At 59.7% G+C, this 24,510-nt stretch carries 24 protein-coding genes; 6 read left to right on the top strand and 18 right to left on the bottom strand.

The genetic code is table 11. The features are described 5' to 3' along the window. Positions 1–25 precede the first annotated feature (25 nt). Positions 26–370, top strand: coding sequence for a histidine triad nucleotide-binding protein (locus G463_RS0102790; RefSeq protein ID WP_026973977.1), 345 nt, complete (start codon positions 26–28; stop codon positions 368–370). A gap of 68 nt (positions 371–438) precedes the next feature. Here G463_RS0102790 and G463_RS0102785 read toward each other — a convergent pair whose 3' ends face one another. From G463_RS0102785 to G463_RS0102755, 7 genes are all read right to left on the bottom strand, one after another. Then, on the bottom strand, positions 439–888 hold the full coding sequence (locus G463_RS0102785; RefSeq protein WP_035485347.1) for an OsmC family protein: 450 nt from the start codon (positions 886–888) through the stop codon (positions 439–441). Between the two features lie 96 nt (positions 889–984). Next, positions 985–1,350 carry a cupredoxin domain-containing protein gene (locus G463_RS0102780; RefSeq protein ID WP_035485343.1) on the bottom strand — a complete coding sequence of 122 codons (366 nt, stop codon included), beginning with the start codon at positions 1,348–1,350 and terminating at the stop codon, positions 985–987. Positions 1,351–1,526: 176 nt separating this feature from the next. Further along, positions 1,527–2,150, bottom strand: coding sequence for a phosphatase PAP2 family protein (locus G463_RS21530; RefSeq protein ID WP_051321844.1), 624 nt, complete (start codon positions 2,148–2,150; stop codon positions 1,527–1,529). Continuing rightward, positions 2,143–3,219 carry a phospholipase D-like domain-containing protein gene (locus G463_RS0102770; protein WP_156900065.1) on the bottom strand — a complete coding sequence of 359 codons (1,077 nt, stop codon included), beginning with the start codon at positions 3,217–3,219 and terminating at the stop codon, positions 2,143–2,145. The genes G463_RS21530 and G463_RS0102770 overlap by 8 nt, the downstream gene beginning before the upstream one ends. 54 nt (positions 3,220–3,273) lie before the next feature. Beyond that, positions 3,274–6,405, bottom strand: coding sequence for a DNA polymerase III subunit alpha (locus G463_RS18355; protein ID WP_051321864.1), 3,132 nt, complete (start codon positions 6,403–6,405; stop codon positions 3,274–3,276). Positions 6,406–6,417: 12 nt separating this feature from the next. Continuing rightward, a complete protein-coding gene (locus tag G463_RS0102760) occupies positions 6,418–6,660 on the bottom strand; it encodes a hypothetical protein (RefSeq protein ID WP_035485339.1) in 243 nt (80 codons plus the stop codon). Positions 6,661–6,672: 12 nt separating this feature from the next. Next, positions 6,673–7,935 carry a DNA polymerase Y subunit UmuC family protein gene (locus G463_RS0102755; RefSeq protein WP_026973972.1) on the bottom strand — a complete coding sequence of 421 codons (1,263 nt, stop codon included), beginning with the start codon at positions 7,933–7,935 and terminating at the stop codon, positions 6,673–6,675. A 209-nt stretch (positions 7,936–8,144) separates the two neighbouring features. Here G463_RS0102755 and G463_RS22695 point away from each other — a divergent pair, with 209 nt between their 5' ends. Continuing rightward, positions 8,145–8,294, top strand: a complete 150-nt coding sequence (locus G463_RS22695) for a hypothetical protein (RefSeq protein WP_156900064.1) — start codon at positions 8,145–8,147, stop codon at positions 8,292–8,294. Here G463_RS22695 and G463_RS0102745 read toward each other — a convergent pair. Next, a complete protein-coding gene (locus G463_RS0102745; protein WP_026973971.1) occupies positions 8,276–9,004 on the bottom strand; it encodes a hypothetical protein in 729 nt (242 codons plus the stop codon). The two genes, G463_RS22695 and G463_RS0102745, sit on opposite strands and share 19 nt — an antisense overlap. Further along, positions 8,986–12,144: a DEAD/DEAH box helicase gene (locus G463_RS21525; RefSeq protein ID WP_051321843.1), complete on the bottom strand. Its 3,159-nt coding sequence runs from the start codon at positions 12,142–12,144 to the stop codon at positions 8,986–8,988. The genes G463_RS0102745 and G463_RS21525 overlap by 19 nt, the downstream gene beginning before the upstream one ends. Before the next feature lie 175 nt (positions 12,145–12,319). Between G463_RS21525 and G463_RS0102735 the strand changes: the two genes are divergently transcribed. From G463_RS0102735 to G463_RS0102725, 3 genes are read left to right on the top strand one after another with little or no spacing between them, the layout of a single operon-like run. Further along, the gene (locus G463_RS0102735) at positions 12,320–12,667 is read left to right on the top strand and encodes a YtrH family sporulation protein (protein ID WP_245575665.1); all 348 of its coding nucleotides are present in this window, start codon (positions 12,320–12,322) and stop codon (positions 12,665–12,667) included. After that, positions 12,664–13,122, top strand: a complete 459-nt coding sequence (locus G463_RS0102730; RefSeq protein ID WP_026973969.1) for a sporulation membrane protein YtrI — start codon at positions 12,664–12,666, stop codon at positions 13,120–13,122. The genes G463_RS0102735 and G463_RS0102730 overlap by 4 nt, the downstream gene beginning before the upstream one ends. Positions 13,123–13,137: 15 nt before the next feature. After that, entirely contained in the window at positions 13,138–13,458 is a 321-nt protein-coding gene (locus G463_RS0102725) for a DUF1811 family protein (protein WP_026973968.1), read from the top strand. 63 nt (positions 13,459–13,521) lie between these two features. Here the strand turns inward: G463_RS0102725 and G463_RS0102720 are convergent, their stop codons facing one another. Beyond that, positions 13,522–14,628 carry a M24 family metallopeptidase gene (locus G463_RS0102720; protein ID WP_245575664.1) on the bottom strand — a complete coding sequence of 369 codons (1,107 nt, stop codon included), beginning with the start codon at positions 14,626–14,628 and terminating at the stop codon, positions 13,522–13,524. 207 nt (positions 14,629–14,835) lie between these two features. On the opposite strand from G463_RS0102720, the gene G463_RS0102715 reads away from it, so the two are divergent. After that, complete coding sequence (locus G463_RS0102715; RefSeq protein WP_245575663.1) at positions 14,836–16,119, top strand: nucleotide sugar dehydrogenase; 1,284 nt, start codon at positions 14,836–14,838, stop codon at positions 16,117–16,119. Between the two features lie 63 nt (positions 16,120–16,182). On the opposite strand, the gene G463_RS0102710 is transcribed toward G463_RS0102715, so the two are convergent. The 8 genes from G463_RS0102710 to G463_RS0102675 form a co-directional block, all read right to left on the bottom strand. Continuing rightward, a complete protein-coding gene (locus G463_RS0102710; protein WP_026973965.1) occupies positions 16,183–17,181 on the bottom strand; it encodes a glycosyltransferase family protein in 999 nt (332 codons plus the stop codon). Positions 17,182–17,194: 13 nt separating this feature from the next. Further along, positions 17,195–18,178 (bottom strand): DUF4855 domain-containing protein, encoded by a 984-nt coding sequence (locus G463_RS0102705; protein ID WP_026973964.1) that lies wholly within the window; start codon positions 18,176–18,178, stop codon positions 17,195–17,197. Positions 18,179–18,231: 53 nt separating this feature from the next. Further along, entirely contained in the window at positions 18,232–19,422 is a 1,191-nt protein-coding gene (locus tag G463_RS18340; RefSeq protein WP_084171166.1) for a glycosyltransferase family protein, read from the bottom strand. A gap of 5 nt (positions 19,423–19,427) precedes the next feature. Next, complete coding sequence (locus tag G463_RS0102695) at positions 19,428–20,552, bottom strand: DegT/DnrJ/EryC1/StrS family aminotransferase (RefSeq protein WP_211227377.1); 1,125 nt, start codon at positions 20,550–20,552, stop codon at positions 19,428–19,430. Next, positions 20,549–21,544 carry a CgeB family protein gene (locus G463_RS0102690; RefSeq protein WP_051321842.1) on the bottom strand — a complete coding sequence of 332 codons (996 nt, stop codon included), beginning with the start codon at positions 21,542–21,544 and terminating at the stop codon, positions 20,549–20,551. The genes G463_RS0102695 and G463_RS0102690 overlap by 4 nt, the downstream gene beginning before the upstream one ends. 103 nt (positions 21,545–21,647) lie before the next feature. Beyond that, a complete protein-coding gene (locus tag G463_RS18335; protein WP_035485331.1) occupies positions 21,648–22,382 on the bottom strand; it encodes an N-acetyltransferase in 735 nt (244 codons plus the stop codon). After that, complete coding sequence (locus G463_RS0102680) at positions 22,379–23,347, bottom strand: NAD-dependent epimerase/dehydratase family protein (RefSeq protein ID WP_051321841.1); 969 nt, start codon at positions 23,345–23,347, stop codon at positions 22,379–22,381. The genes G463_RS18335 and G463_RS0102680 overlap by 4 nt, the downstream gene beginning before the upstream one ends. Continuing rightward, complete coding sequence (locus G463_RS0102675; protein WP_026973960.1) at positions 23,334–24,392, bottom strand: Gfo/Idh/MocA family protein; 1,059 nt, start codon at positions 24,390–24,392, stop codon at positions 23,334–23,336. Before G463_RS0102675 ends, G463_RS0102680 begins: the two co-directional genes overlap by 14 nt. Positions 24,393–24,510 lie beyond the last annotated feature (118 nt).

Here is a 24,510-nt window from a genome sequence, read left to right as displayed (position 1 = left end):
ACAAGAAGAAAAAGGAGTGGTCACGGTGTCTGACTGTATTTTCTGCAAAATCGTTGCAGGCGAACTCCCGAGTGAAAATGTGTATGAAACGGACGATGTCTTGGCGTTCCGCGACATCCGTCCGCAGGCGCCGGTGCATGTGCTGGTCATCCCGAAGAAACACATCCAATCGGCGCATCACGTGGCACCGGAAGACGCGGAATTGGTCGGCAGGCTCCACATGGCCGCGCAACATGTGGCGGAAGAGTTGGGCATCGCCAAAGATGGCTATCGCCTGGTGACCAACATCGGCTGGCATGGCCAACAGACCGTCCCGCACCTTCACTACCACCTGATTGGCGGACGGCAGTTGCAGTGGCCGCCCGGTTGATGCGGTGAGGCTTGTGGGCCGCAGGTTTTCCTGAAAACGCGGCACAATGCGACCGGAGCACACGGGGATTACGCTTGACCACCGTGTGCTCCGGTTTGCGCCACTTCCACACCGTTGAGAATCAGGTGCGGCACAATGTCCGCCTTCAGCGATGCGGAGGCGGAGCAGTACGTTTCCTCGCTCAGCCGAATCGCCCGCCAAGCTTTCTGCTCGTCCACCTGTCCGTCGATGTAATAGTAGATGTGAATCTCTGTAAATGCCTGGGGATGTTCCTCTCGGCGTATGCCGCGCACTTCCATGCGGAACCCGTCCAGTGGTTGTCGCATCTTCTCGAGAATCATCGTGACATCAATCCCGGTGCATCCCGCGAGCCCCATCAACAGCAATTCCATCGGACGAACTCCTTTGTCCTCGCCGCCAACGTCCGCTTTGGCGTCGATGCTCACCGAGTGTCCGGATGCGCCTTCCGCAATAAAGTGACGCTTGCCCTGCCAGTTGGCCTGTATCTGCATCTCCATCGGCCAATCCCCCCGTCGAGTGATGTGGACATCTGTCATATCCATTCTACCACGGCCGCATTCTCATTCGAGGGGGTCCGGACTCACCTCCCCCCCTCATTGAACCACCAGCGTCCCCGTCATACCCGGTTCAGGAGCTCTCCCTCCGTTCACCGACCTGTCGGAGTAATACCTGAACCGCCCTACTTTATCCGGCCGAAACTGTACCGTAACACCTTCCCCCGCCCGCAGGTTGTTGGAGAAAACGTAAAAGTCCGGAATGACCAGATTGTGCACCTGTTGACCCGTGTTCACCGCGTGAATGGTCACGTTCTCACCGCGCCGCACCGTGATTTGCGCGGGCTGAATGCCCCCGTCCCGCAGCTGCATCTCCACGTGTGTCTGCGCCCACGCCGGGATAGGCACCATGCCCGCAGCCAACAGGGCCACGCCGGCCGTGAAAAAGATTCGGGGCCATATCATATCCACACACCACCTGCGCCTTTGCCTGCGACATTCTCCGGAGTCTGCCGTCCGCTCTGTGCATGCCGTCGTACGCTCTTACCATATCCCATGTTTTCCGTTTCATGTGGTGAACTGCCAGCGAAGGCAGAGGTCCACGGATAGATAGGCAGACAGTCCGTTCACGGCCGCAACTCTCAGTGCAGCGGAAGACCGGTGGCGGACACCAGCCCGTTCACCAGCAGCGCGACCGCACTTCCGTGCAAAGCGCCGGCGCAGACATCGGTGACGGTGTGCACTCCTGCGTACACCCTGGACAAACACAGCACAATGGCCAAAGTCACAAAAATGCCGCTCAGGCCCGGGACGCCACTCATGCTGAGCGCCAGGGCAAATGCGCCCGTCGCATGGTTGCTCGGAAACGCTTCCCCGCCATCGTGGTCGACCAGGGGTCGAAAGCCGAGGATTTCAAATGGCCGCGGCCGGGCCACGACGCGAGACAGCGGTTCGTTCAACCCGCGGGCCAACACCGCTGCCAGCACCGCAATCAACCCGTGCTGAATGGCGCCGGGCCAAGCACCCGTCCACTGTGACCAGAGGGAGGTCAGGACAATCAACCCCATCATGGAAATGGGAGTATACGTCGCCGCCACCGCCATCGCTCCCGTGAGCAACGGGATTCTATCCCAGCGTACGTGACAGAACTCCGATATGCGCAGTTCCCAGCCGAACGGGTAATGAAGCCGATGGATCCAGCGGCGGAACCACTCCCGTTCTTCCGTGACGGCTTCGTGCCTGGCCAGGAGCACCTCCTTAGTCATGGTCGGCTCCTCCCGACGATGCCCTGCGGTGAACCGGATAGTCGGTCCCGCGTTCAATCTGCAGGGTCAGATTCTTGGTGAGCGATTGATCGAATGTCGAAAACCCGTGCAGCTCAATATCCCCTTCATGGTTGTAGGTGTACGCCTGGTGACTGAAATTGGCGCTGCCAATGATAAACGTGCGTCCGTGATCCACATCGAGAATTTTCGCATGCATCGACTCAGCATCGTACGGTTTGTAAAAGCGAACCGTCGCACCGGCGTCGCGCAATTGATCGGCCGCCGAAAGGTTTTGATGCTGTCCGGGATCTAACAACACCTCCACGGCGACCCCCCGCCGGCTGGCCGCAGTGAGCGCGTTGAGCACCGCCCAGTCCGACAAGTTGAAGGCTTCCAGATAGACGGTGGACTGTGCTTCATTGATGGCGTCCACCACGTGCCGCTCCACCGTCCGTTCGTTGAGCAGCGGCATTTGTGCGGAAGGCGCTTCGGCCGGTTCTCCCTGTGCGCGCTGCCAATCCCAATGGAACACGGCGAGGAAGGATGGATTCGCCATCGGCATGTGCACCGATGCGTCGTTGTTGTCCCAACTGTGCTCGCCAAAATTCATTCCGCCTATCAGAACGCCGCCATCCGCCCCATCGGCCAACAGCATTTTAATATGGGAGATGCCGCGGTGGATTCGCTGCGACTCGACCGGAACCCCCGCCCGCTTCAGCATGGGCAGGCCCACGTGTTGGCTGTTGGACTCCGTGGCATCCAACACCACGCGGACGTCGGTCCCCCGTTCATGAGCGGCGATGAGCGCCTGAATGATGTCCGGATCGGACAATTCGTACATATCCAGATAACAGTACTTCTGGCTGCCGCGAATCATGGCCAGCGCTTGCGTTTTCACGTCGTTGCCCCACACAAGGGTCATTCCGTGATCCGATACCGGCGGCGGCAATGGCCGAACCGAGGTTTCCTTGGCCATCCGATTGCCGCCGTCATCGACACCACATCCCGTGGCGATGACGAACGCCACCGCAAGCAGCGGATACCAGATTCCTTTCCAACGCTTTCGCAATGGCTTCCCCCCTTCATGCGGGCCCAAAGCACATGCGCTTTATGCATGCCCCTTTCAACAATCACCCCATGCCGGTTGAGTCAGCAGATGTTGCAGCGGCCAGACCCTGGACACCACCACTTGCGCGCGTCCTTTGTCCCGTCGCTGCACGGTGCCTTCCATTCCAACCCAGCGCCCCAACGGTGTGAACACCACCGCACCGCCGCCGCTGCGATATACCGGCTCAAACATGACTGCATCCACGAAGCCCGTCTCATCTTCCAATGTAAAAAATACGACCGTCTTCCCACTGCGTGTTGGCGGCCGGTGCGGCCGCACAACCAAACCAGCGGCTTTGACCAACGTGTTGTCCGGCAGCTCGTCCATCGCCGCAGCGGTTTTGTACGCCAGTTTTTCAAGATGTGGTCGCAAGAGAGCGGCCCAATGACCGGAAACCCCAACGCCGAGTAAATTGTATTCATCCGTCAGCTTGGCCGCAAGCGAGAATTCCCCCACCTCCCCCGCCGTCGCAACCCGTTCTTCGTCCACCGGCAGCGGCAGCGCGGAGCGCATCCCGAGCCAATCCGGAAGCTGCCAGAGCGCCTGCCGCCGGGAATCCATCACGCCATCGAACGCACCTACGCGAATCAGCCGCTCCGCAGTCAACCCATCCAATGCCGGTACGCGCCGCAGACAGTCGAGGACCGATGTGTAGGGGCCACGCAATTCCCGCTCTCGGCAGAGCGTGTCGGCCAACGACTCGCGAAACCCTTTAATGCGGCAGAAACCCAACCGGATGGCGCCTGGGGATTCCACCGTGCACATCCAGGTACTGCGCTGAATGTCCACCCCTCGAATGTCAATTCCCCGCCGCCGCGCTTCGGCGCAAATGACGTGAACCGGATAGTAGCCCATGGGATACTGATTAAGAATGGAAGCAAAAAACTCCGCCGGATAATGGCGCGCCAAATAAGCCGTTTTGTACGCGGTGGTCGCGAACGCGGCGGCGTGCGCTTCGCAGAAGCCGTAACTCGCATATCCCTGAATGTAGGAAAAAATGATTTCCGCGACGTCGGGCGACACCCCCGCCGCCTTCGCCTTTTTCAAAAAGTGCTGGCCGATTTTCTCCATTTCCGCGTGAGACCTGGCCCTGCTCATGACCCGCCGCAGTTGATCCGCTTCACCCGGCGTGAAATGGGCAATCGCCGTCGCAATCTCAATCACCTGTTCCTGAAACAGCACAACGCCGTATGTCTTGCCAAGAATCGGTTCCAACTTCGGATGCAGGTAGGTGATGGGGACTTCGCCGCGCCGGCGCAGAAGAAAGGGATCCACCATGTTGCCCTGGATGGGGCCTGGACGAATCAGGGCAACGCTCGCCACAATGTCCTCCAAGCTCTTTGGCTTCAACCGCGATTGCAGCACCCGCTGCGCGGGACTCTCCAATTGAAACACACCGATGGTGTCTCCACGGCTCAACAGGTCAAAGGTCTCCGTGTCATCCAGTGGAATGCTGTCGTAATTCACCGCCTTCCCCTGCTGTTTTCGCAACACCAGCGTGTTTTCCACCGCCGACAGCGTGCGCAGAGACAACAGATCCAGCTTCACCAGGCCCACGTCCTCCACGCCTTCCTTGTCAAACGGCGTCATCCATTCTCCTTTGGCGGACGGCTGCAACGGGGTCGTCTCCAGCAGTGGCCGCCGGCTGATGACGAGACCGCCGAGGTGCATTCCAAAGTGCCTCGGAAACCCGGCCACTGCCGCGGCCAATCGATGCAACCAGCGAAACGCCGACTGAAAATCGGAGAATCCCTTCAATTCCGGAACCTCTGCGAGTGCGTGTTCCAGCCGATCCGCATGCGTCATCCAAGGCACCCGTTTTGCCAACGCGTCGAGCAGGTCAGCCGGCAATCCCAGCGCCGCGCCGATGTCCCGAATGGCGGATCTTCCGCGAAAAGTCTGGTACGTTGCGACGCGAGCCACATGTTCGGCGCCATACTTCTCATAGACGTATGAGATCACCTCATCTCGGCGACGGCTGTCAAAGTCGATGTCAATATCCGGTTTCTCCGCGCGCTCCAAGCTCATGAACCGCTCGAATAACAGGCCTCGTCCCGCCGCATCCACATCTGTGAGATAGAGACAGAAGGCCACGGCGGAATCTGCGGCGGAGCCTCTGCCCACACAGCGAATGCCCCGGCTGCGCGCGTGGCGGACGATGTCCCAGACCACTAAAAAATAGTCCACATAGCCCAGCTGTTCAATGATGTTCAGTTCGTGTTCCAACCGATTTTGTAAATGTCGATCCACGCGTCCAAAGCGATCCCTGGCGCCGCGAAACACCAGCGTCCGCAAGAATGCCGAGGCGCTGGACACCCCGCTTGGCAGCGGGAACGCTGGAAACAGCGCGTCGTGCAGGCGCAGCACCACCTCGCATTGCTCCGCAATCTTCATCGTATTCGCGATGGCGGATGCGGGCAGCTGCGCAAACCGCCGCTTTGCCTCCGCTTCGTCGAACAACCAGCGCTTGTCGTTCAGCGGCCGATCCGCATGGGGAACGCGCACGTCGCACCCGAGGCGGACGCAGGTCAAAATATCGTGCACCGGAAATCGATCCGGCTGGTGATAATGGACATTGCCCGTGGCCACCAACGGGATCCGAAGATGTTCGCCCAAATCCGCCAGCGCCCTCATCAGCCGCCGCGAAAACGGATAGTCGTCCGCATGCACTTCGAGATAAAACGCGTCCGCGAAGTTTTCCCGATAACGGCGCGCCACCGCTTCCGCCGCCGCTCTGTCTCCGCGCAGCAACGCCCGCGCAACGGGCCCCCGCCAACAGCCGGACAACACCAGCAACCCTTCCCGATGATGGAACAGGGCCGCTTCCGAGAGGCGCGGATCAAGCCGCCTCCCCGCTCCGGCGTGCGCTTGGGTCAACAGCTTGCAAAGGTTGGCGTATCCCGAGGCCGTGGCAGCTAAAAGCGTCAGGTGGGCGCCGTCCATCAGCGTCACCTCCGCCCCGGAAATCGGCTTGACACCGTACACCGCCGCCCAGCGATGAAACGCCGGCAGCCCCGCGACCGTATTGTGATCCGTCAGCGCAAGGGCGGGCATCTTCTGCAGATGCGCTTGCGCCACCAACTGTTCAATAGATGAAGCACCGTCCAGAAATGAGAATGGAGAATGGCAATGCAGGTGAATGAACATGTCGAACATCCCTCAATCCCAGATCCGGTAGATGAACCACCGCTCCTCAACGCATTCCAAATCAAAGGCCGCCTCGGCATCGGTCCACACGCGCAGCATCGTTCGCCCCCCTTCTCCATCCCACCAGTTGCCCATCTCCGACCAGCTGTCAATCACCTCGCGCACCCGATGAACAACCGGACCATCCGAAAAGCACAGGGGTTTCCCATTCCGCCAACGATGAATTCGAATGGGCCTCTGAACAATCCTGGACACGCTGACGCCTCCTTAATTCCGCTGTGGCGCTGCCTCCTCCAGTGCGCGATGCAACGCCTGCAGCCGCTGTTCGCGAAAAGTGGGCTTGATTCCCCACTGCAGCATCCTGGGATACCTTCTGTTTATCTGTTCCATCCAGCGCTCCAAGGACCGTTTTCGCCGCGTCTGTTCCCAAGCCATCCCGCGACAATCCAGCCACGATGTCTGGACCGTTTGCAATGGGCGCAATTCCTCCGCATACACCGCCAGCCGCCGCAAAATTCGGCCGCGGCACGCATTCATTCCGGGTTCTACAGCCGCCAACCAGGCTTCCGGGGTATGCAGCGGACGCTGGACGGCGCGCTCGTATCGCCCTTCTCCCGCGTCGCTCTCCCACTCCAGACGCGCGCGAAGCGCTCCGCACATCGCCTGCTCCAACGTCGCCGTCAAATCTCGAATCAGACTTTGAACAATCTCCCAGCGCTGTTCCAACGCTGCCTCCTCCCCCAACACCGCCTGCCAACTCCGGCCATGTTGAGGGCGCGGATAGTTGACCCGGATTCCGCCCGTCGTCGGCTCCAACCAACGGAACCACTCCAGCGCCTCCTTGCCAAAATGACGGCGCAGCCGCGTCGCCGGCACCCGCTCCAATTGCCCCAACCGGAAGATCCCGAGCCTCTCCAGCGCTTCCCGTTTATCCTCGGCCAGCGTCCACAGCGCGCGGATGGGAAGCGGTTTGGCCCACCGCCCGTCCGCGGCCGCACCGGTCCTTACATCCGGGCGGCCCAGCGGTCCGTTCGCCAATCCGGGGGACACGAGCCACAATTGTCGTCCAATCCGAAAACACCGAGCCTGCGGCACCCGCTCCCATCGTCCCCATTCCACCAGCGCTCTCGCCAAAAACGGCGATTCCGCCAGCCCCACGCGCACCCGCTGCTCCCCATGAAAGGCTCGCTCCACATCCAACAGCAATTGGCGAACTTCTCGAAACGGCGGTTGGGTTCCCGGGATTTGCAGCCAAAACGCCGTCTCGCCGCAGGTCTCCAGCCAAGGGGAAATCGCCCACAGCCGACGCCATAACCACTCCATCACCGGCGGCGAAGAAACAGGTTCCTCCTCGAATTCCAGCTCTGGCAGCAGCGCCTTTGCGGCGGTGGCGGACACCCCCGGCCCTACCCCCCGCTTGCGGGCGGAGATGGAGGCGTCCAGCACCACCCCGTCTCTCAGCACCGCCCATGGCCCGTGTGTTCGCTGTCCCAATACCCCTTCCGCGAATCCGAACAACGTAAATCGCATCGGTCTTCACCCTCGCCAAACGGGAACATATGTTCTCATTCACGGTATTCATTATATGCGCACGGCCGACCGGTGCAAACATGTGTTCTCATGTAAAATCTGGCCTCGCTGTCAGCAGTTTGTTTTCCTTTCAGTATTCCTCTGTGAAACATTTCTCGCTGTTGTTTCGTCTATATTGATAAGAAATTCAGACGAAGGAGAGGATGATCATGGGGTTCGGCTTTGTGTTGACCATCATTGTCCTGAGTGCGCTGATTGGCATGGCCGCCCGACAAGTGCTTTCGGGTCCGGGGCAAACCCGCGCATTCAGTGGCCAGGAAGAACCCGAGGTGACAGACACTCAGTCCCACGTGATGTAGCGACGCCTCCACTCGGCAAATGTGGCGGCGTCCACCGCGGGCGCGATGCGTTGCCGCAATCCATAGTCCGCTGCGCTATCCGACGACTGAAAACTGACTTTCTCCTCTTCGGTTTCCGCCATCATCCATTCGTCTCCCGAGCGCACCTCAGACTGTGAAGGCAGTTCGGGCACGGTGCTGTGCATCTTCACCACGGACATCAACGGTTCCATATCCACGCCGACGTATCGAAGAGCAATCCATGGGCTGTTCTGCATTTCGCCAATCATGTACCATACCAACGCCAATACGTGTGGACACAGCGCGTTCGGATCCGAACAGGAGCACCGAGCTTCCGCCAGCCAATCATCCACCATCGACGGCTGGGGAAACAGCGTCAGTCCAGCCTGTTCCACGAAAGCAACAAACTCCAAATTCCATACCCGCGCATACAGCGCAGCCAGCCAATCCGGGCGGCGAGCCAGCCACAGCGCCAACTTGTCCGTGTACGGCACCCACCAGTCCACCGTTCGCACCTGCACGAGCTCCTGATGCGACTGCGTCGAGCGTACGCGACCGGACACCCAGCCCTCCGCGACCGTCACCATGCGAACCGCTCCTTGTTTCACCAACGCGCGCGCGCGACGCAAGCGGCTGCTTTCCGCCCGTTCCAACAACGGTTTCCAGCGCCCTTCCACAAATCCCGTCTTTCCTACAGATCGCTTGCCCATGCTTCCGCCTCCATGGCCGCCTTGACGTCCAGCTCAAACAACGACCGCAAGGTCTCGTTGTCCAATTCCGTCAACCACTGCTCTGATTGTCCCACAATCGCGGATGACAGCGTGCGTTTGGACTGAATCAAGGTGTCAATCCGCTCTTCCAAGGTCCCCGGACAAATCAGTTTGTGCACCTGCACATCCCGCACCTGGCCAATGCGATACGCCCGATCTGTGGCCTGGTCCTCCACCGCCGGATTCCACCAGCGGTCGTAGTGAAAAACGTGGTTTGCCCGCGTCAGATTCAATCCCACGCCACCGGCCTTCAGCGACAGCACGAGCACCGGTGCCGGATCTTCGGAACGCTGAAAGCGATCCACCATCTGCCCTCGTTCCACGGCCCCGAGACCGCCGTGCAAAAACTGCGGCCGCCAGCCAAACCGCTGCGCCATCGCGTCGCACAAAATCCAGCCCATTTCCCGAAATTGGGTGAACACCAGTGCCGCTTCCCCTTCCGCCAGCACCGTTTCCAGCAGATCGAGCAGCAGCCGCAGCTTTCCCGATTGTTCCTCTGTCGCCCTTCCCCCCTGAAGCAGACACGGATGATCACACACCTGCTTCAGCCGCACCAGAGAGGCCAGAATCTGCCCCCTGCGGGACATGCTCCGCCCATGAGGCAGTCCCGTGAACAGTTGATCCACCACCGACTGATAGAGCGCCGCCTGTTCCGCCGTCAACGCCGCATACTGAGTGAATTCCCATTTCTCCGGAAGCTCCAGTTGAATCGCCGGATCGGACTTGCTGCGCCGCAACAACAGCGGATGCAAAAGCCGCTGCAGCCGGCGCGCGGCCGCTTGCTCCCTCTGGGCAATCGGAATGGCGAATGTCTGGCGAAACCACGTCAAGCTCCCGAGATAGCCGGGATTGACAAATTGGACAATCGACCACAATTCCTCCAGGCGATTCTCCATGGGAGTCCCCGTCAGCGCGATGCGGTGAATCGCGTGCAAACCGTGGACCGCCCGCGCCTGTTTGGTCTCCGGATTCTTGATATTCTGCGCCTCGTCCGCAATCACCGCATCCCATGCAAGCGCCTGCAGCAGTTCCGCGTCGCGCACGACCGTGGCGTACGTCGTCAGCACCACGTCGCAGTTTTCCCTCGCCACTTCGAGTGGTGAGCGCCCATCCGCCGCGGGAACGTGCCGATGTGCTCCGTGATGCACATACACGCGCAGCTCCGGCGCAAACCGCTGGATTTCCGTACGCCAGTTGGCGACCAGAGACGTGGGGCAAATCAGCAGATGCACGCCCTCCGCGGCGCGGGTCTCCTTCAAATGCAACAGATACGCCAGCACCTGAATGGTTTTTCCCAGCCCCATATCATCGGCCAGGACAGCGCCGCAGCCGGCGGATCGGAGATGGGCCAACCACGCGTAACCGAGCCGTTGATAGGCGCGCAGCGTGCCGCGAAATCCGCTGGGGGGCTCCAACAGCACCGGCGTATGCGCACGGAGCAGCGCCCGCAGCACCTGCCTCGCGTCGGTGGCCGTCTGGTCAAATTCCACATCGACCGCGGCCCCTTCCGTCTCCCCTTCCGCCAAGAGCACCGCGCGCGTAAATTGCACGGCGTTCAGCGACTTGGCGCCGCGGCCCGCCCGAAGCTGCTCCAATTGTTTGAGAATGGCCTGCATCGGGATCAATTTCCACGATCCGCCCACCTGCACGAACGGCGTTCCTCGCGCCACCATCTGCTCAAACGTTTCCGCCGGCAGTTCCACGTCGCCAAGCGCCACCGTCCAGTCAAAATCCACGAGCTGTTCCGCAGAAAACCAGCGCTCTCGCACCGCGGACGACGTTCTCTGCTGCCTGCGGTGCGTTCTTTGGACTCGCACCTTGATTCGGATGTCCGACAGCGGGTGTGTGGAAATGTCCGGGTAGCGAACGGGAATTCCCAGTTCCTCGAGCGCGGGGAGTCGCTCCGTCAAGAACGAGTACACATCGTCCGGCGACAGGACGACAAAGGACACCCCCGGCCGCGCCAACGCCTCCGCCAATTCCGGCCAGACGGCGGCCGCAGCCAACAGCTGCGGAAGAAACCACGTGTCCGGCGCAAATAGCATCTCCCGCCCCACGCGCCAGTGACGACTGGGTGTTGTCCACCAGTCCGCCAGCGGTCTCCGCGCATTCCATTCATTGTGGGCAATGTAAATCTGAACTGTCCACTCTGCCTGAACGTGCTCTTTGGGCGGCGTCAATTCCAATTCCACATGGTAGTACGACTTCCCCGACGCATCTTCCAACCATTCCCGGCGCCAGCCGCTCGTCGCAAAGCCCTGCCGCAGCGTCCGCCAGATCAACCACCCATCGGCAAAAAAACGATTTTCGCTCGAGTGCAGCGCTTCGGCGAACTGCCGCAGCATGTCTTCCTCCCCGCGATACATCACCCGATAGGACGTGCCGCCCTGCCCCCCATCGGTCAACTTCGGCCGGCCCCATCGCCGCATCACCCAATCCACAGCCCGCCACAGCCACTGTTCTCCCGCATGCCGCGCCGTCCACCCCTCCGGCGTCACCGGCACCATCTCTTCGGCTTGGTTCAGCCACAGATTGCGCAGCGCGCGCAGACGCGGTGTGCACCACGCGGGCACCCATGCCGCAGCGTACTCCCCCACGGCGCTGCGCCACAATCCGAGCGACTCATCGCCGCTCTGCGCCAATTCGAAACACGCTGCGTACATGTCGGTCCACCGGCTGCCGGCGGGCGCCGCACAAGCCAACACGTCACCACGGGCAACCAGATCCACCGCCAGTCGAAACAGGTGGCATTGCCACGCCAGAGAAGGCGCCGCCGAAAGCAGCGAGAACTCCAGAGACCGCGCCGGCTTCCCATCGTCTCGCGCCGCCATTTCCGCCACCGCGCGAAAGTATGTATCTTCATCCACCACCACAGCCCCCGGCTGGGAAAACCGCTCCATCTGTGGATCGTCCTTCTCTGACCAGAGTGCCACGTCCCCAATGGCTCCGAACGCCCGCTGCAACCTCTCCCTCACGTTCGACGCGTTCGTTTCCCCGGTCAGCCACAGCATGCCGCGCCCTGGCTTTCCGAACTGTTGATTCGGCACATACACTCCATTCCACCGCGCTGCTGTGCGCATGCGAATCCACTGTCCTCCCTTGCCCGAGGTATCCGGACGTCTTCCAAAAAACTCGATTCATTCATTATACCGCGACGCCGGCGTCTCCGCATCCATCCACTCCGCTTGCACTGGCATAAAACGTCGATCCGCTCCGTATCCATGGTACAAGCAAGGCGACCGAGGAGGCGCAGCCATGATGTCGATTTCGGCATCCACCCTATCCAACTTGTTTGTCAGTTTTCTGGTGGCATTTGGCATGGTGGTCGGAGGATCCATCTTCGGCGGCATTGCCGTCATGATGACCACCCACCGCCCGCCCTTTTTGTTCATGGAAAGTCTGGCGGAACGATTGAAGATCTGGGCGATGGTCGCGGCGCTCGGTGGATCCATGGACGCTCTGAAGGCCATTGGCGACGGGATGTGGTCGCGCAAGATAGATACCGTCGGGAAACAACTGATTTACTTCATCGTGGCGTTTATCGGATGTCAGTTGGGTGCTCTTGTCATGCACTGGCTGGCCGGGGGGAGCACGCAGGAATGAACCGCCCGAACATCGCTTCCGCACTGCTGGGCATAGCCATTGGCGCTGCGGCCATGTTCCTCTATCAAGGGCGCGACGTGACCCTGTTGCGCTACGAGAACGCCAGCCTCAAACAGGAGAATACGGATTTGACGCACGAACGAGAACTGCTTTCCTTGAAATTGGAGCAATCCAATCCCAAACGGCTGATTCAGAACATCGTCGTCGATGTCGAACCGCAGCTGCCCGCGGGCGTCTCAAAAGTGGATGTGACCCAATGGGTCCGAAGCCAAATCGGCTTTTTGATTGGAACCGAAGTCTCCACCCTGAACAGTCAGCCGACCATGCCGAGAGATTTCATGAATGATAAAATATTCACCGTCGATCAGACGCAGTACAAGGTCAAGGTGAACTACACGGCCATCTCCGAAACGTTGACCATTGGCCTGACACTCATCCCAACAACCACTTCATGAACCGAGGCGACGCAGATGCAGAAACGATACAGCCAGATGACCCCCGAGGAATTGCAGGCCGAGATGAAATCGTTGCAGCAATTGGGGCAGGAGGCGTTTGACAACGCGCGTTGGAGCGAATACGAAGTGCACATGAAAAAATGGTATCTGGCCAAATCCTACTTGATTCGGGACACCGTCCACATTGAATTGGGCCGGTCCTACCGAATTGCGGAAGAGGACGACCACCTCACCGTTAGCCACCTGGAAGGGGTGATGGCCTGGGGCACCCGAGCGTCCAACGCCGCTTCTGCCGCCGTGCCCATCGCCATGCTGGAAGCCCCGGACGAAGCCTGATGGATGGAGCGCCAACGCTCTTCCATCCTTCGTCCGGCGCTCGCCACAGGTCCATTCATCCCTTCACAGGCGAATGGTCACATCCGCCAGTGATTTGGAGAATTGATTCAGCGATCTCGCTCCGTTCTCCTCAATCACCACCAGATCCTCAATCCGAACGCCAAACTTACCCGGCAAGTACACCCCCGGCTCGATGCTCATCACCATCCCGGGCTCCAGCACCGCCTCGTTGCCCGTCACCACAAAGGGTTCTTCGTGAATATCCAATCCCACGCCGTGACCCGTTCGATGCGTGAAATACGGTCCGTATCCCGCCTCCTCAATGGTGCGTCGAACCGCTTCATCCACTTCGGTCAGGCGAACACCGGGCTTGGCGGTCTCAATGCCGACCAACTGCGCCCGCAGCACGCACTCGTACACCGCCCGCACTTCCTCCGACGGTTCGCCGAGGACAAACGTGCGCGTGGTGTCGGAGACATAGTGTTGATAAACGCCGCCCGTATCCACAATCACCGTGGTTCCCTCCACCAGCACCGTATCGTCGGGTTCATGATGCGGTGCGGCACCATTGCGTCCGGAAGCGACGATGATGGGGAACGACAGACCTTCACTGCCCACCTCGCGCCACAGCCGCTCCAATTCCTGCGCCACCGCGGCCTCTGTCAGGCCCGGGCGCAGCCATGCTTTCAATTTCTCCATGACCTCATCGGCCATCTCGGAAGCCCTCTGAAGCTTTTGCAGCTCCGACGGGTCCTTTCGTTCCCGAAGCGCGCTCAACACAGCATCCGCAGCCACTGGTTTCGGTGCGGTGGGGCGCGCCGCCATCAACTGGATGAGATGGCGCGCCGCCCATTGCCCGTCTATTGCCAGCCGCGCATTTACGCCGACAGCCTGCGCCATCAGAGGATAGGGTGAGGTGCCATCTTTCCAAAACACCTTTTGCACATCCGCTCCAGCCACTTCGTTCGCAAACATTTCGTGGACCACCCAAACCGGCTCCCTGTCCGGCCGAACCATCAATGCGGCCGCGCGCTCTCCGGTTTCCAGCCAAATGCCGGTGAAATAGTACAGATTCGCGGGGGAAGTAATGACGACACCGTCCAGGTGAATCTGTTTCAACACCTCTTTCAGATGTGCAAAACGTTCCCGATACACTGATTCCATTCCCATCTCTCGCCGCTCCTCTCAACCCTGTCCATGAATCCATGCCTCCTCATTGTAACAGAGCCGCGCCGAAGCGAGCGGTCGGAATATCGAGTGAATTGGAAAAAGTTCTGTACGGACGCACATTTCCCGCTCCACTGGCCCCTTGTACGATACATCCCTTTTCGCATGTCCATACCATGTCGTGGAATACGAAAAGAGGTGACGATGTGCATGGCGATGGAAGCCAGAGAACCATCCACGGGTCCACAGCACGTCTGTATTGTAGGGCTGGGATATGTCGGCCTTCCGTTGGCCATAGAATTTTGGAAGCAGGGGCTTCGAGTCACCGGAATTGATGTGGATCGTCGCAAAATTTCCTTGTTGAAAAGCGGGAAAAGTTATCTCACCGACGTCGAGGATGCGTCGATGGCCGCCCTCGCGCAGTCGGAGCGGTTCGACTCCTCCACCGCGTTCGATGCCGTGGCGCAAGCCGACGCCATCATTCTCTGCGTCCCCACCCCGCTGGACGACCAAGGGCATCCGGACCTCCGGTTCGTTCTCGGCGCGGCTCACTCGATTTCTCAGCATTTGCAGCAAGGACAGCTGGTTGTCCTGGAAAGCTCCACTTTTCCGGGAACGACCGAGGATCATCTGAGGCCCGTGCTCGAGCAGAGCGGGTGGTCCGCGGGCACCGATTTCAGCCTCGCGTACTCACCCGAACGGATCAATCCCGGCAGCCGATACGACATGCGGGACATCCCGAAGGTTGTCGGCGGCATCGACCACCTGTCGCTGGAGCGGGCGAGCGCGTTGTATGCCCACGTTTTCCGCAGGATTGTTCCCGTCTCCTCACCGCGTGTTGCAGAACTCACCAAGCTCGTCGAAAACACACAGCGGTTCATCAACATCTCGGCCATGAACGAATTGGCTGTTCTCTGCCACAAATGGGGCATTGACCTGTGGGAAGCGATTGACGCCGCCGCCACGAAACCGTACGGATTCACGCCGTACTACCCGAGTCCGGGCGCAGGCGGACACTGCATCCCGGTCGATCCGCTCTACCTCGACTGGTTCTCCACGCTGCAGGGAGACCCCGTCCGCTTCATTCAGTTGGCCAGAGCCGTCAACGACCGCATGCCGACGTACGTGGCGGATAGAATTCTCCGCATGTGCGCGTCTCCGCATCCACGCGTGCTGTTGCTGGGAGTGACGTACAAACCGGATGTCAACGACGTGCGGGAGAGCGCCGGCCTGAAAGTGTTCGCCGAACTGCTGGATCGCCAAGCCGCGGTGAGCTATTTCGATCCGTACGTTCCCCTCGTCCGCGTCAACGGTCAGGACATCGCGTCACTCCCGGACCTGATTCCGGAACAAATCGCCTCCTTCGATGTCGTGGCGCTTCTCGTCGGCCATCGCGTGGTCAACTACGAGCGCATTCTGGCGCACGCCCGAGCGATTCTGGACACGCAGAATCTATTTCGTCACCACCGCGCCGCCAAGGTCACCCCGCTTTGACCCGTTTCACATAAAAACACCCTCCATTCCCAGACGCACCGGGGATGGAGGGTGTTTTTTTCGCTACACCACCGCGCCAGCCGCCCTGTAAATGTCGAGCAGCCGCTCAATCACCACTGGAAGATGGTGGTACTTTTCCACGTACCTTCTTCCCTGCTCTCCCAGTTGGTGCCGCAACAGCGGAGACGTCACGAGCTGCTTCAACACCTCGTAAATGTTCGCCGGATTCGCGGAGACAATCGGCGGCACCTCCGGATACAAGGGTTTTAAGTCCTCCCGGATGAAGCCAATCACCGGCTTCCCGAGACTCATCGCCTCAACGGCCAACATGCCGTAAGATCCGCAGAGAATTTGATCCACCACAATGTCCGCTTCTCGATACAGCGCCAGCGCCTCTGCATTGCTCATCTGCTCAATGCGCCGATATCGAATCGGAAACCCTTCCACCCGAAGCCGTTCCACAGCAGCTTCCACGTAGATGGTCCCCTTGAACGCGGGATTCGTCGGGGCGTGCAGGATGAGCGGCGTCGTTTCGAGCGTAGACGGATAGCTGGGGGCACGTGCCGTCACGTCCATGGCGATGGGCAGGATATGGACGTGCTTGTAATACGGAGACACGTACGAGTACACCTCATAGTCCTGAACGATGGCGTGATCAATCATGCTCGACAACGCCGTCAACGTTTGATGAACCTGCTCCGGCGGCGGCGAGTCTCCGGTGTACACGTACGGATTGTTCCGCGAAGCCACCGCGTGCGTGCGCACATCGTTTCCCCAATGGTGCATGACCATCGGTTTCCCCAGCGCCTTGATGTACGGCAAATCCCGAAACTCGGGCAGCATCGTGGAAGCGTAGTGAAAATGGAATGCGTCAAAATATTCGAGGACATCCGGAAACAGATATTCAATCTCAAAGGCGTCCACATTGTGAATGTAGTCCCGGTATCCCAGATACGTATGGAAGTTGTTGTACGCTGCGGACGTGATGCCACGATCCTGCAGCCCCTTGCTCAAAATCCCCATCTGACCTGCGATTTCAATCGGACCGTGTACTACGCGCATGAGCACATTCTCCTTATCCTGGGATTTTCGCGAACGCGCCCTTCGTATAGGCGTACAGGTAGACGTACAGGGGATCGTTGCGAACGTACCAGTCAAGAATCCGTGAATACGGAAGCTCGTAGGTTTGGTACGCATGCATGAAATCCGCCTGACCGATGTTCATCAAATCCAGTATTTGGCGCGGATTGATCCGCTCTTCCCCCCACATCGTCATGCCGAAACGGTACGCTTCCGCCAACATGGAGGCATATCGAACCCACTTCTCATCTCTTGGCGGAATTCCGAGGTACGTCGGCCGCATAAGAATCAGGTCGAACCCCATATTGTAGCCGGACAGCGCCTTGCCGGAGACGTAGTTCTGAATCCACATCAACTTCAGTCCATGCGCGTGCACGTGCTTCGCAATGGCGCTCGCGAGGGCTTCATCCTCGTCGGACAGCGAGCTCTTGGTCCACGCAAACCCGCGCAGCACGCCCAAATGACCGGGAACCAACTGACTCAGCGCATAGTACCGAGTGACGACCTGGTCCACCCACCATTTGAGCGCAGTTATCCGGTCCTCCTGCACCCGGAAATTCAACATCCGCCCGTCCAGCAGACCGAATGCTTGTTGAGCAGGCTGAGGATACGGCAACGCGACCCAGATGTCCAACAACTTCTGAAAAGGCCGCTGCCGCGACACCTGCAGCGCCGCGTCCATGTTGAATCCCGGCAAAAAGAGATCGTCCAGCGCCTGCTGCCAAGCGGTCAATGAACCCGGCCGCCCAAAACCCAATGTTTTCGAGGAGACGCCTTCCCCGCTCCACGCGGTGTCCGCTTCAAACAGCAGCCCGCCAAAAAACGAGTCCACCACCTCATTCTGATGGAGGTACATCACCGCCGGCCGCAACTCGTTCACCGACCATCTCCGGACCTCGGCCCCGTTCATCGAGCGGAGATAAGGGCAGTGCAACACATGGTTGGCCAACCCCAATTCTGAAGCCGTTAAAAACGCCACACCCATCCAACCTCCCAAACATCAATTTCCACCGAACAGATGAACCCCCACGTTCAACGAACACCGCGCACCTGCGTGCGCGCGGCAATCCGCGATCCCCGGCGGACACCGGACCGTTTCGGCTTCGGTACGGGAATCTGCCGGACATCCACGCGCCGAGTGCTGCGATGGATGGGATAACACCGGAGCTCCGCCCCCAGCCACTGAATCACGCAGGGCCGCGTGGGATGCTCGTCCCCTGTCTCACGCAGCCTGCGTTCCCGCCTGTATATCCAATCGAGGGATTTCGCCACCGCTGGCAGTGCGTGACACCGTTCCACATACCGCCGCCCTTTACGGCCCATCTCCGCCCAGGTCTCGGGATGTACAAGCAGCCTGCGGACGGCGTCGTAGAGCGTGGCCGGGTTGGCGGACACAATGGGCAGGTCCTCCGGAAAATGCATCCTCAAATCTTCGCGAATATAAGAAATCACCGGTTTTCCGTAGGCCATCGCTTCCACCGCAAACAATCCGTGCGATCCGCAGAGCACCTGATCAATCACGAGATCGGCCGTTTTATACTGTTTCAGAGCCTCCTCGTGGGACATGCCCTCCACCTTCTGATAGCGAAATCGGAACCCTTCATCTCGCAGCCGTTGAAGCGTTTCTTCGATGTAGGCGGTACCTTTGAAGTACGGCTGCGTCGGCGCGTGCAAAATCACCGGTTCCTCTCCTTCGCCGCTCGGGTACCGCGGCGTGAATTTGGCCAGATCCACCGCAACCGGCAAGACGTACACCCGGTCGAAATATTCGACAACGTAGGGGACCACCTCGAAATCTTGGACAATACAGGCTGGAAAATAACGACTGTGCCGTTTCAAATGCCGTTTGACGCGACGTTCATCTTCGAACTGACCAATCAGCTTGGCATAGGGATTGTTGGCCGTCGCCTTCGACTCCGTACGGACATCGCTTCCCCAGTAGTGCATCAGGGCCACTTTGCCCTTTCTGCCTGCGTAGCGAAACTCTGCGTGGTTCGTCGTGAAGCCTTGGCCGTAATGGAAGTGGAAGACATCGAATTCCGCCTTATGCCGTTCGAAGGTCGACTGCAATCGGCTCAAACTCACGTTGTGAATATGTCTCCGATAGGCGAGATAGGTCGTCCACAAGTTGTAACTCTTCACCTCGTGCCCCAGAGCTTTCAATCCCTTGGTCAACAGTCCCATTTGTCCCGCAATCTCGATGGGTGCCTGAAATACCTTCATATCTGTCACCCCTGCACCTTTGGGAGGGTCAGAACCGCTTTGCGAAACGCCCGAATCACCGCATCCTGCCGCCATCCTTCCATCCCTGGATACAGCGGCAGCGACAGCGCTTGCTGCGCCAATTGCTCCGAGACCGGGAAATCCCCCGGTTGATGCCCGAGCGAACGCAGGGCCTCCTGCAGATGTAACGGTATCGGATAGTAGACGCCGGTCTGTATGCCATCCTCCGCCAACGCCCGCTGTACCTGATCTCGCTGCGGCACGGTCACGGTATACAGATGATAGACATGCCTTGCCATGGCGGCCGGCCGCGGAAGATGGACGGGCAAATCGGCGAATGCCGCATGATAGCATTGTGCAATGGCGATGCGTTCGTTGGTCCACGCATCAAGGCGCTGCAATTTCACCCGGAGCATCGCCGCCTGCAGCTCATCCAGTCGGCTGTTCCAGCCAATCTCCTGATGAACGTACTTCGCCACACTGCCGTGGACCCTCAGCCGCCTCAACCGCAGGGCTCGGTCTTCATCCCGCATCAAGACCATGCCCCCGTCGCCATACGCGCCCAGATTCTTGGTCGGGAAAAAGGACAGGGCAGCCCCGTCGCTCTGGCTCCCGACACCGTGTCCATCCCACGCGGCGCCGATGGACTGGCACGCGTCCTCCAACAGATGAATGCGATGTGCCTCGGCCAAGCGCCCCAATTCCGTCATGTCAGCCATTTGCCCGAACAGATGAACCACCAGAATGGCCTTGGTTCGCGCCGTGATCCGCTTCTCCACCGCAGCGGCGGTCAGCAGATACGTCGCGGGATCCACATCCGCGAAGACGGGCGTGGCACCGACCTGAACGATGGCCTCGGCCGTGGCAAAAAACGTGAACGGCGTCGTGATGACCTCATCTCCGGGCCCGATGTCAAAGGCCTTCAACAACAGAATCAGCGCATCCGTGCCATTGCCGACCGCCACCGCGTGGCCGACACCGCAATAGGCTGCAATTTCCTGCTCGAGCGCCCGGACCTCAGGTCCGAGGATGTACTGTCCACGCTCCAGCACCCGCTCGACGCTGGCCAACAAATGGTCCTTTTCGGACCGCCACTGATAGCTCAAGTCCAACAGCGGAACCTGAATCACCGTCGTTTCGCCCCCCTGAATCGCGCCAAATCCTGCTCCACCAACTGCCAAACGGCAGGCAACGTGCGCTGATACGAAAACTGCCGCCGGGCGTATTCCTGCCCCGCCTTGGCAATCCGGTTTCGCACGGATTCGTTCGCCAAATAAAAGCTCACCTTCTCCCGCGTTTCCTCTGCGGACGCGGAGACGTCGCAATGGACGCCTGGCTGAAGTTGTTCCCGCACACCCGGCGTATCCGATGTCAACAGAAATCCCCCGGCGGCCAGAATGTCGTACGTGCGGTTGCTGACCTGATCTTCAACCGACTGAATGCTCAGGTTGATGGATGAAGAGTTGTAGAGAACAGGCGTTTTCGCGTATGGAAGCACACCTTTCCAAACCTTCGCGCTAGGATTGGCAACCCCGTAATGCGATTCGATTTCGTCCCAGCCTCCCCCCCAAATCTGGAAATTGTGAGGGGTTTCTGACAGAGCCAGGACCAGGTTGGCGATGCTCTGGCGCCGAAAAATGTCCCATCTCAACTGCGCGTTGGCCGCCACCGAGACATCGCAAGCATAGGTTGAATGAGGGGCAACTGTCCGATGGAAGCTCGGATTGCAGCCTACGTCCAAGTACGCCGCCCGGATGCCCATTCCGCAATACTCCGGCAGACAGCGCCGGCTGCGCGTCAGCACGAAGTGCGGTGTCACCTGGGTGATGTACTGCTTTGACCAACGCTCGAAGTGCAGCCAGTCTTCCTCTGCGAAATAGACATGGTACAGTCGGTATTTCTTGAGAATCGCGCCCAACAACGGAATCCGGACCGGTTTGAAATGCGCATCCCACCCCATGTCGAAAAAAATGTCCGGCGCAAACGTCCGGATGGCCTGTTCCAACGTGTCCTCCTGAATTTGATTCAGGTAGTACACCCGGTGCCCGAGTTCCTCCAGGACCCAGCCCATGGACAACCTGAACACGTCCTGCGAAAGCAGCGCCAGCACCTTCAATGTCATCACCCACGGGATCTTATGTGGACGCAATGGTCCGGGAAGCAACACCTACCCGGGGCGGGGCAGCGCGATGAGATGCTTCACACACCGAGTGAAACTTCTCACATCACGCTTCTTCCGACGCGTCCTTAAAGCGGTGTGCGAGTACGCGCTTGGCCGGCACTCCCACGACCACATCTCCCGGATCCACGTCCTTGGTCACAACCGTTCCCGCGCCGACGATGGCGTTTTTGCCGATTCTCACACCGGGCAACAGCGTGGCGTTGTTTCCAATGCGAGCGTTCACCTCAATGTGAGGCCCCCGATACGCATAAGGCCTTAATCCCATGTACTTGTCGTTGGAGGTGGACACTTCCGGTCCCACGAACACGTCGTCTTCCAGGATGGAATCCCCTGTGATGTACGCCCCCGATTGAACCACCACCCGCTTGCCAATCGCGGTTTTGAGTTCCACAATCACCGCCCGTCCAATGACCGAATCGTCGCCCACACGCACTTCTTCACGCACCGTGGCCAAGTCCCCAATCAACACCCCATCGCCGAACGTGCTGCCGGCAAACAGAACAACGCTGGCGCCAATCTCCACCTCGCGCCCCATGCGCAGGGGAGGCATCGAGCTGGCCTGCCGTTTCATTCGGCGATTGCTCATTGGCTGCTTGCCCAATACGGAATTGGGGCCAATGCGCGACCCGTCGCCAATTTCCGTCCCTTCACAGATGACCACGTTATCGCCAATCTCCACGTTGTTCCCCAACCGTGCCCCGGCGTGAATCACCGCATTGCGCCCAAGCGTGCACCCATGGCCCATTTGGGCCGACGGGTGAATCCACGGCTCGCTCATCGTTCTACGCCCCCGTTCCGGATTTGTTGAAACCACACCCAGGTCCTCGCCAGTCCTGCGCGAAGGCTGATCTTTGGCTGCCATCCCGTTCGAGTCTTCAGGCGTTCGGCGTTGACCGCTCTTCGATAGACCGTGTCAATGTTTCGCTTGGGCAGATAGCGAACGGGGTACGGCACATGTTCGACAACTTCTCCCACCAACTTGGCCAGCGTGTTGATCTCCGTTTCTACCCCGGTGCCCACATTGAACACGCCGCCCAGCACGTGCTCCGATTGTCCCGCCAACAGCGCGGCCGCGATGGCATCGTCCACGTGCGTGAAGTCTCTCGTCTGCGTCCCATCTCCATAGATGGACATCGGTTCGCCGGCGGCCACCGCCTCCATGAATTTTGAAACCACGCCGCAGTACGGATTGGTGGGAACCTGTCCCGGTCCGTACACATTGGAAAACCGCAGACACGTGACGGGCAAGCCGTACGCCTTGAAATACGCGGCGGCAAACAATTCCCCGGTCATTTTGCTCGCCGCGTACGGAACCGATATGTCGTACTCTCCTTCGGCGGCCGGAAGCTGCCGACTGTTTCCGTACACCGAGGCGGTGGATGCGTAGACAATTCGCCGGATGTTCGGCGCTGCGAGGGCGTTCAGCAGCAACTGCACCGTCCCCTCTGCGTTGACCCGGAAATCGCTCTCCGGCTGCCGCTCGGACAAAACGATGTTCCGTGCGGCGAAGTGAAATACGGTATCCACCTGCGGGAGAATCGTCCGGAGCAACGCCCCATCCGTCACGCTGCCGCGAACGAATGTGACCTTCGGAGAAGTTGGAATTGCCGACTGTTGACCGGTGAATAAATCGTCCAGAACCCAGACGTGCGAAGCTTCGGGCAACAGCGCCCGGACGAGGTTGCTCCCGAGAAATCCCGCACCTCCGGTCACCAGGATTCGCTGCCCTTCATACATCGCCATCACCCGACATCTCCCTGGACTTTTCGGATGGGAAGGCGGGATGATCCGGAAGATGGACCACGGTCCGCGCGGCCTCGGCCTCGTAGATGGCCAGAATGGTTCGCAGCGCTTTCCAACCTTCCCATCCGTCCACACTCGGCCGCGTGCCGCGTTCGATGGCCCGCTGCAAATCGCGATACAGACAGCGGTACGGATTGACCTCAACAAATTCCGGGCGCTCCACGCCTTCCACCTCCCAACGCTCCATGTGCTCCAGCTGTTTCCCCGTCATTTCGATGCCTCCTCGCGTGCCGAACAGCGCGATGCGCTCTCCGGACACGCGCGGGTGTGCGCATACCGTGGCGGAGACGGTCGCCAACCGTCCATTGGCGTAACGCAGGATGGCCGCCGCAGTATCTTCCGTCTCAATCGCGCGCAATTGCCGAGATACATCGCCCAACACAGCGCTGGGTACCCCCGTGAACCACAGCAGGAGGTCCAGGTTGTGAATGCCTTGGTTGAGCAGCAACCCGCCATCCATCGCCTTTGTACCGCGCCAGTTCGCCGACTGGTAATAGGCGTCATTTCGGTTGTACATCAAGGAAACCTCGGCAAACACAATGTCGCCGAGCTTCCCCTGCGCCACGATGTCGTGGACGCGCTGAAGGTGCGGGTAAAACCGCTTCTGGTGACAGACCACCAGCCGCCGCCCGACCGCATCAGCCAGTGTGCACAGTTCTTCCGCGTCTGCTGTCGACAGCGCCATCGGCTTTTCGACGACCACGTGCTTTCCCTGCATCAACGCCTGCTTGGCCATCTTCGCATGCAGTCCGCTGGGAACCGCCACCACCACCGTATCGACCGTCGAACAGGCCAACAGCTCATGGTGGCTGGCGAACGCCTTGGGGGCACGGCGTCCAGACTGCTCACACTGGGAAACCACCGATTGCATCGATTCAGGAACGGTGTCGGTCACCGCCACCAGGTGCACGTCCGGTTCCAAGAGCAGAGCGCGCACGTGCTTTTGCGCGATGAACCCGCACCCAATCAACCCCACGTTCAGCATTGCGTCTCACCTCTCTCACTCTGCGGCTGCTTGGCTTGCCTTCAACCATATGCCCTCTGGCTGCAGGTGGACACGTGTATTCGCGGACTCCGGGCCGCTCTCGCTCCGCACACCGCGG

Source organism: Alicyclobacillus contaminans DSM 17975, from assembly GCF_000429525.1.
Classification (GTDB): Bacteria; Bacillota; Bacilli; order Alicyclobacillales; family Alicyclobacillaceae; genus Alicyclobacillus_A; species Alicyclobacillus_A contaminans.
This window is presented reverse-complemented; position numbering and strand designations above follow the sequence as displayed.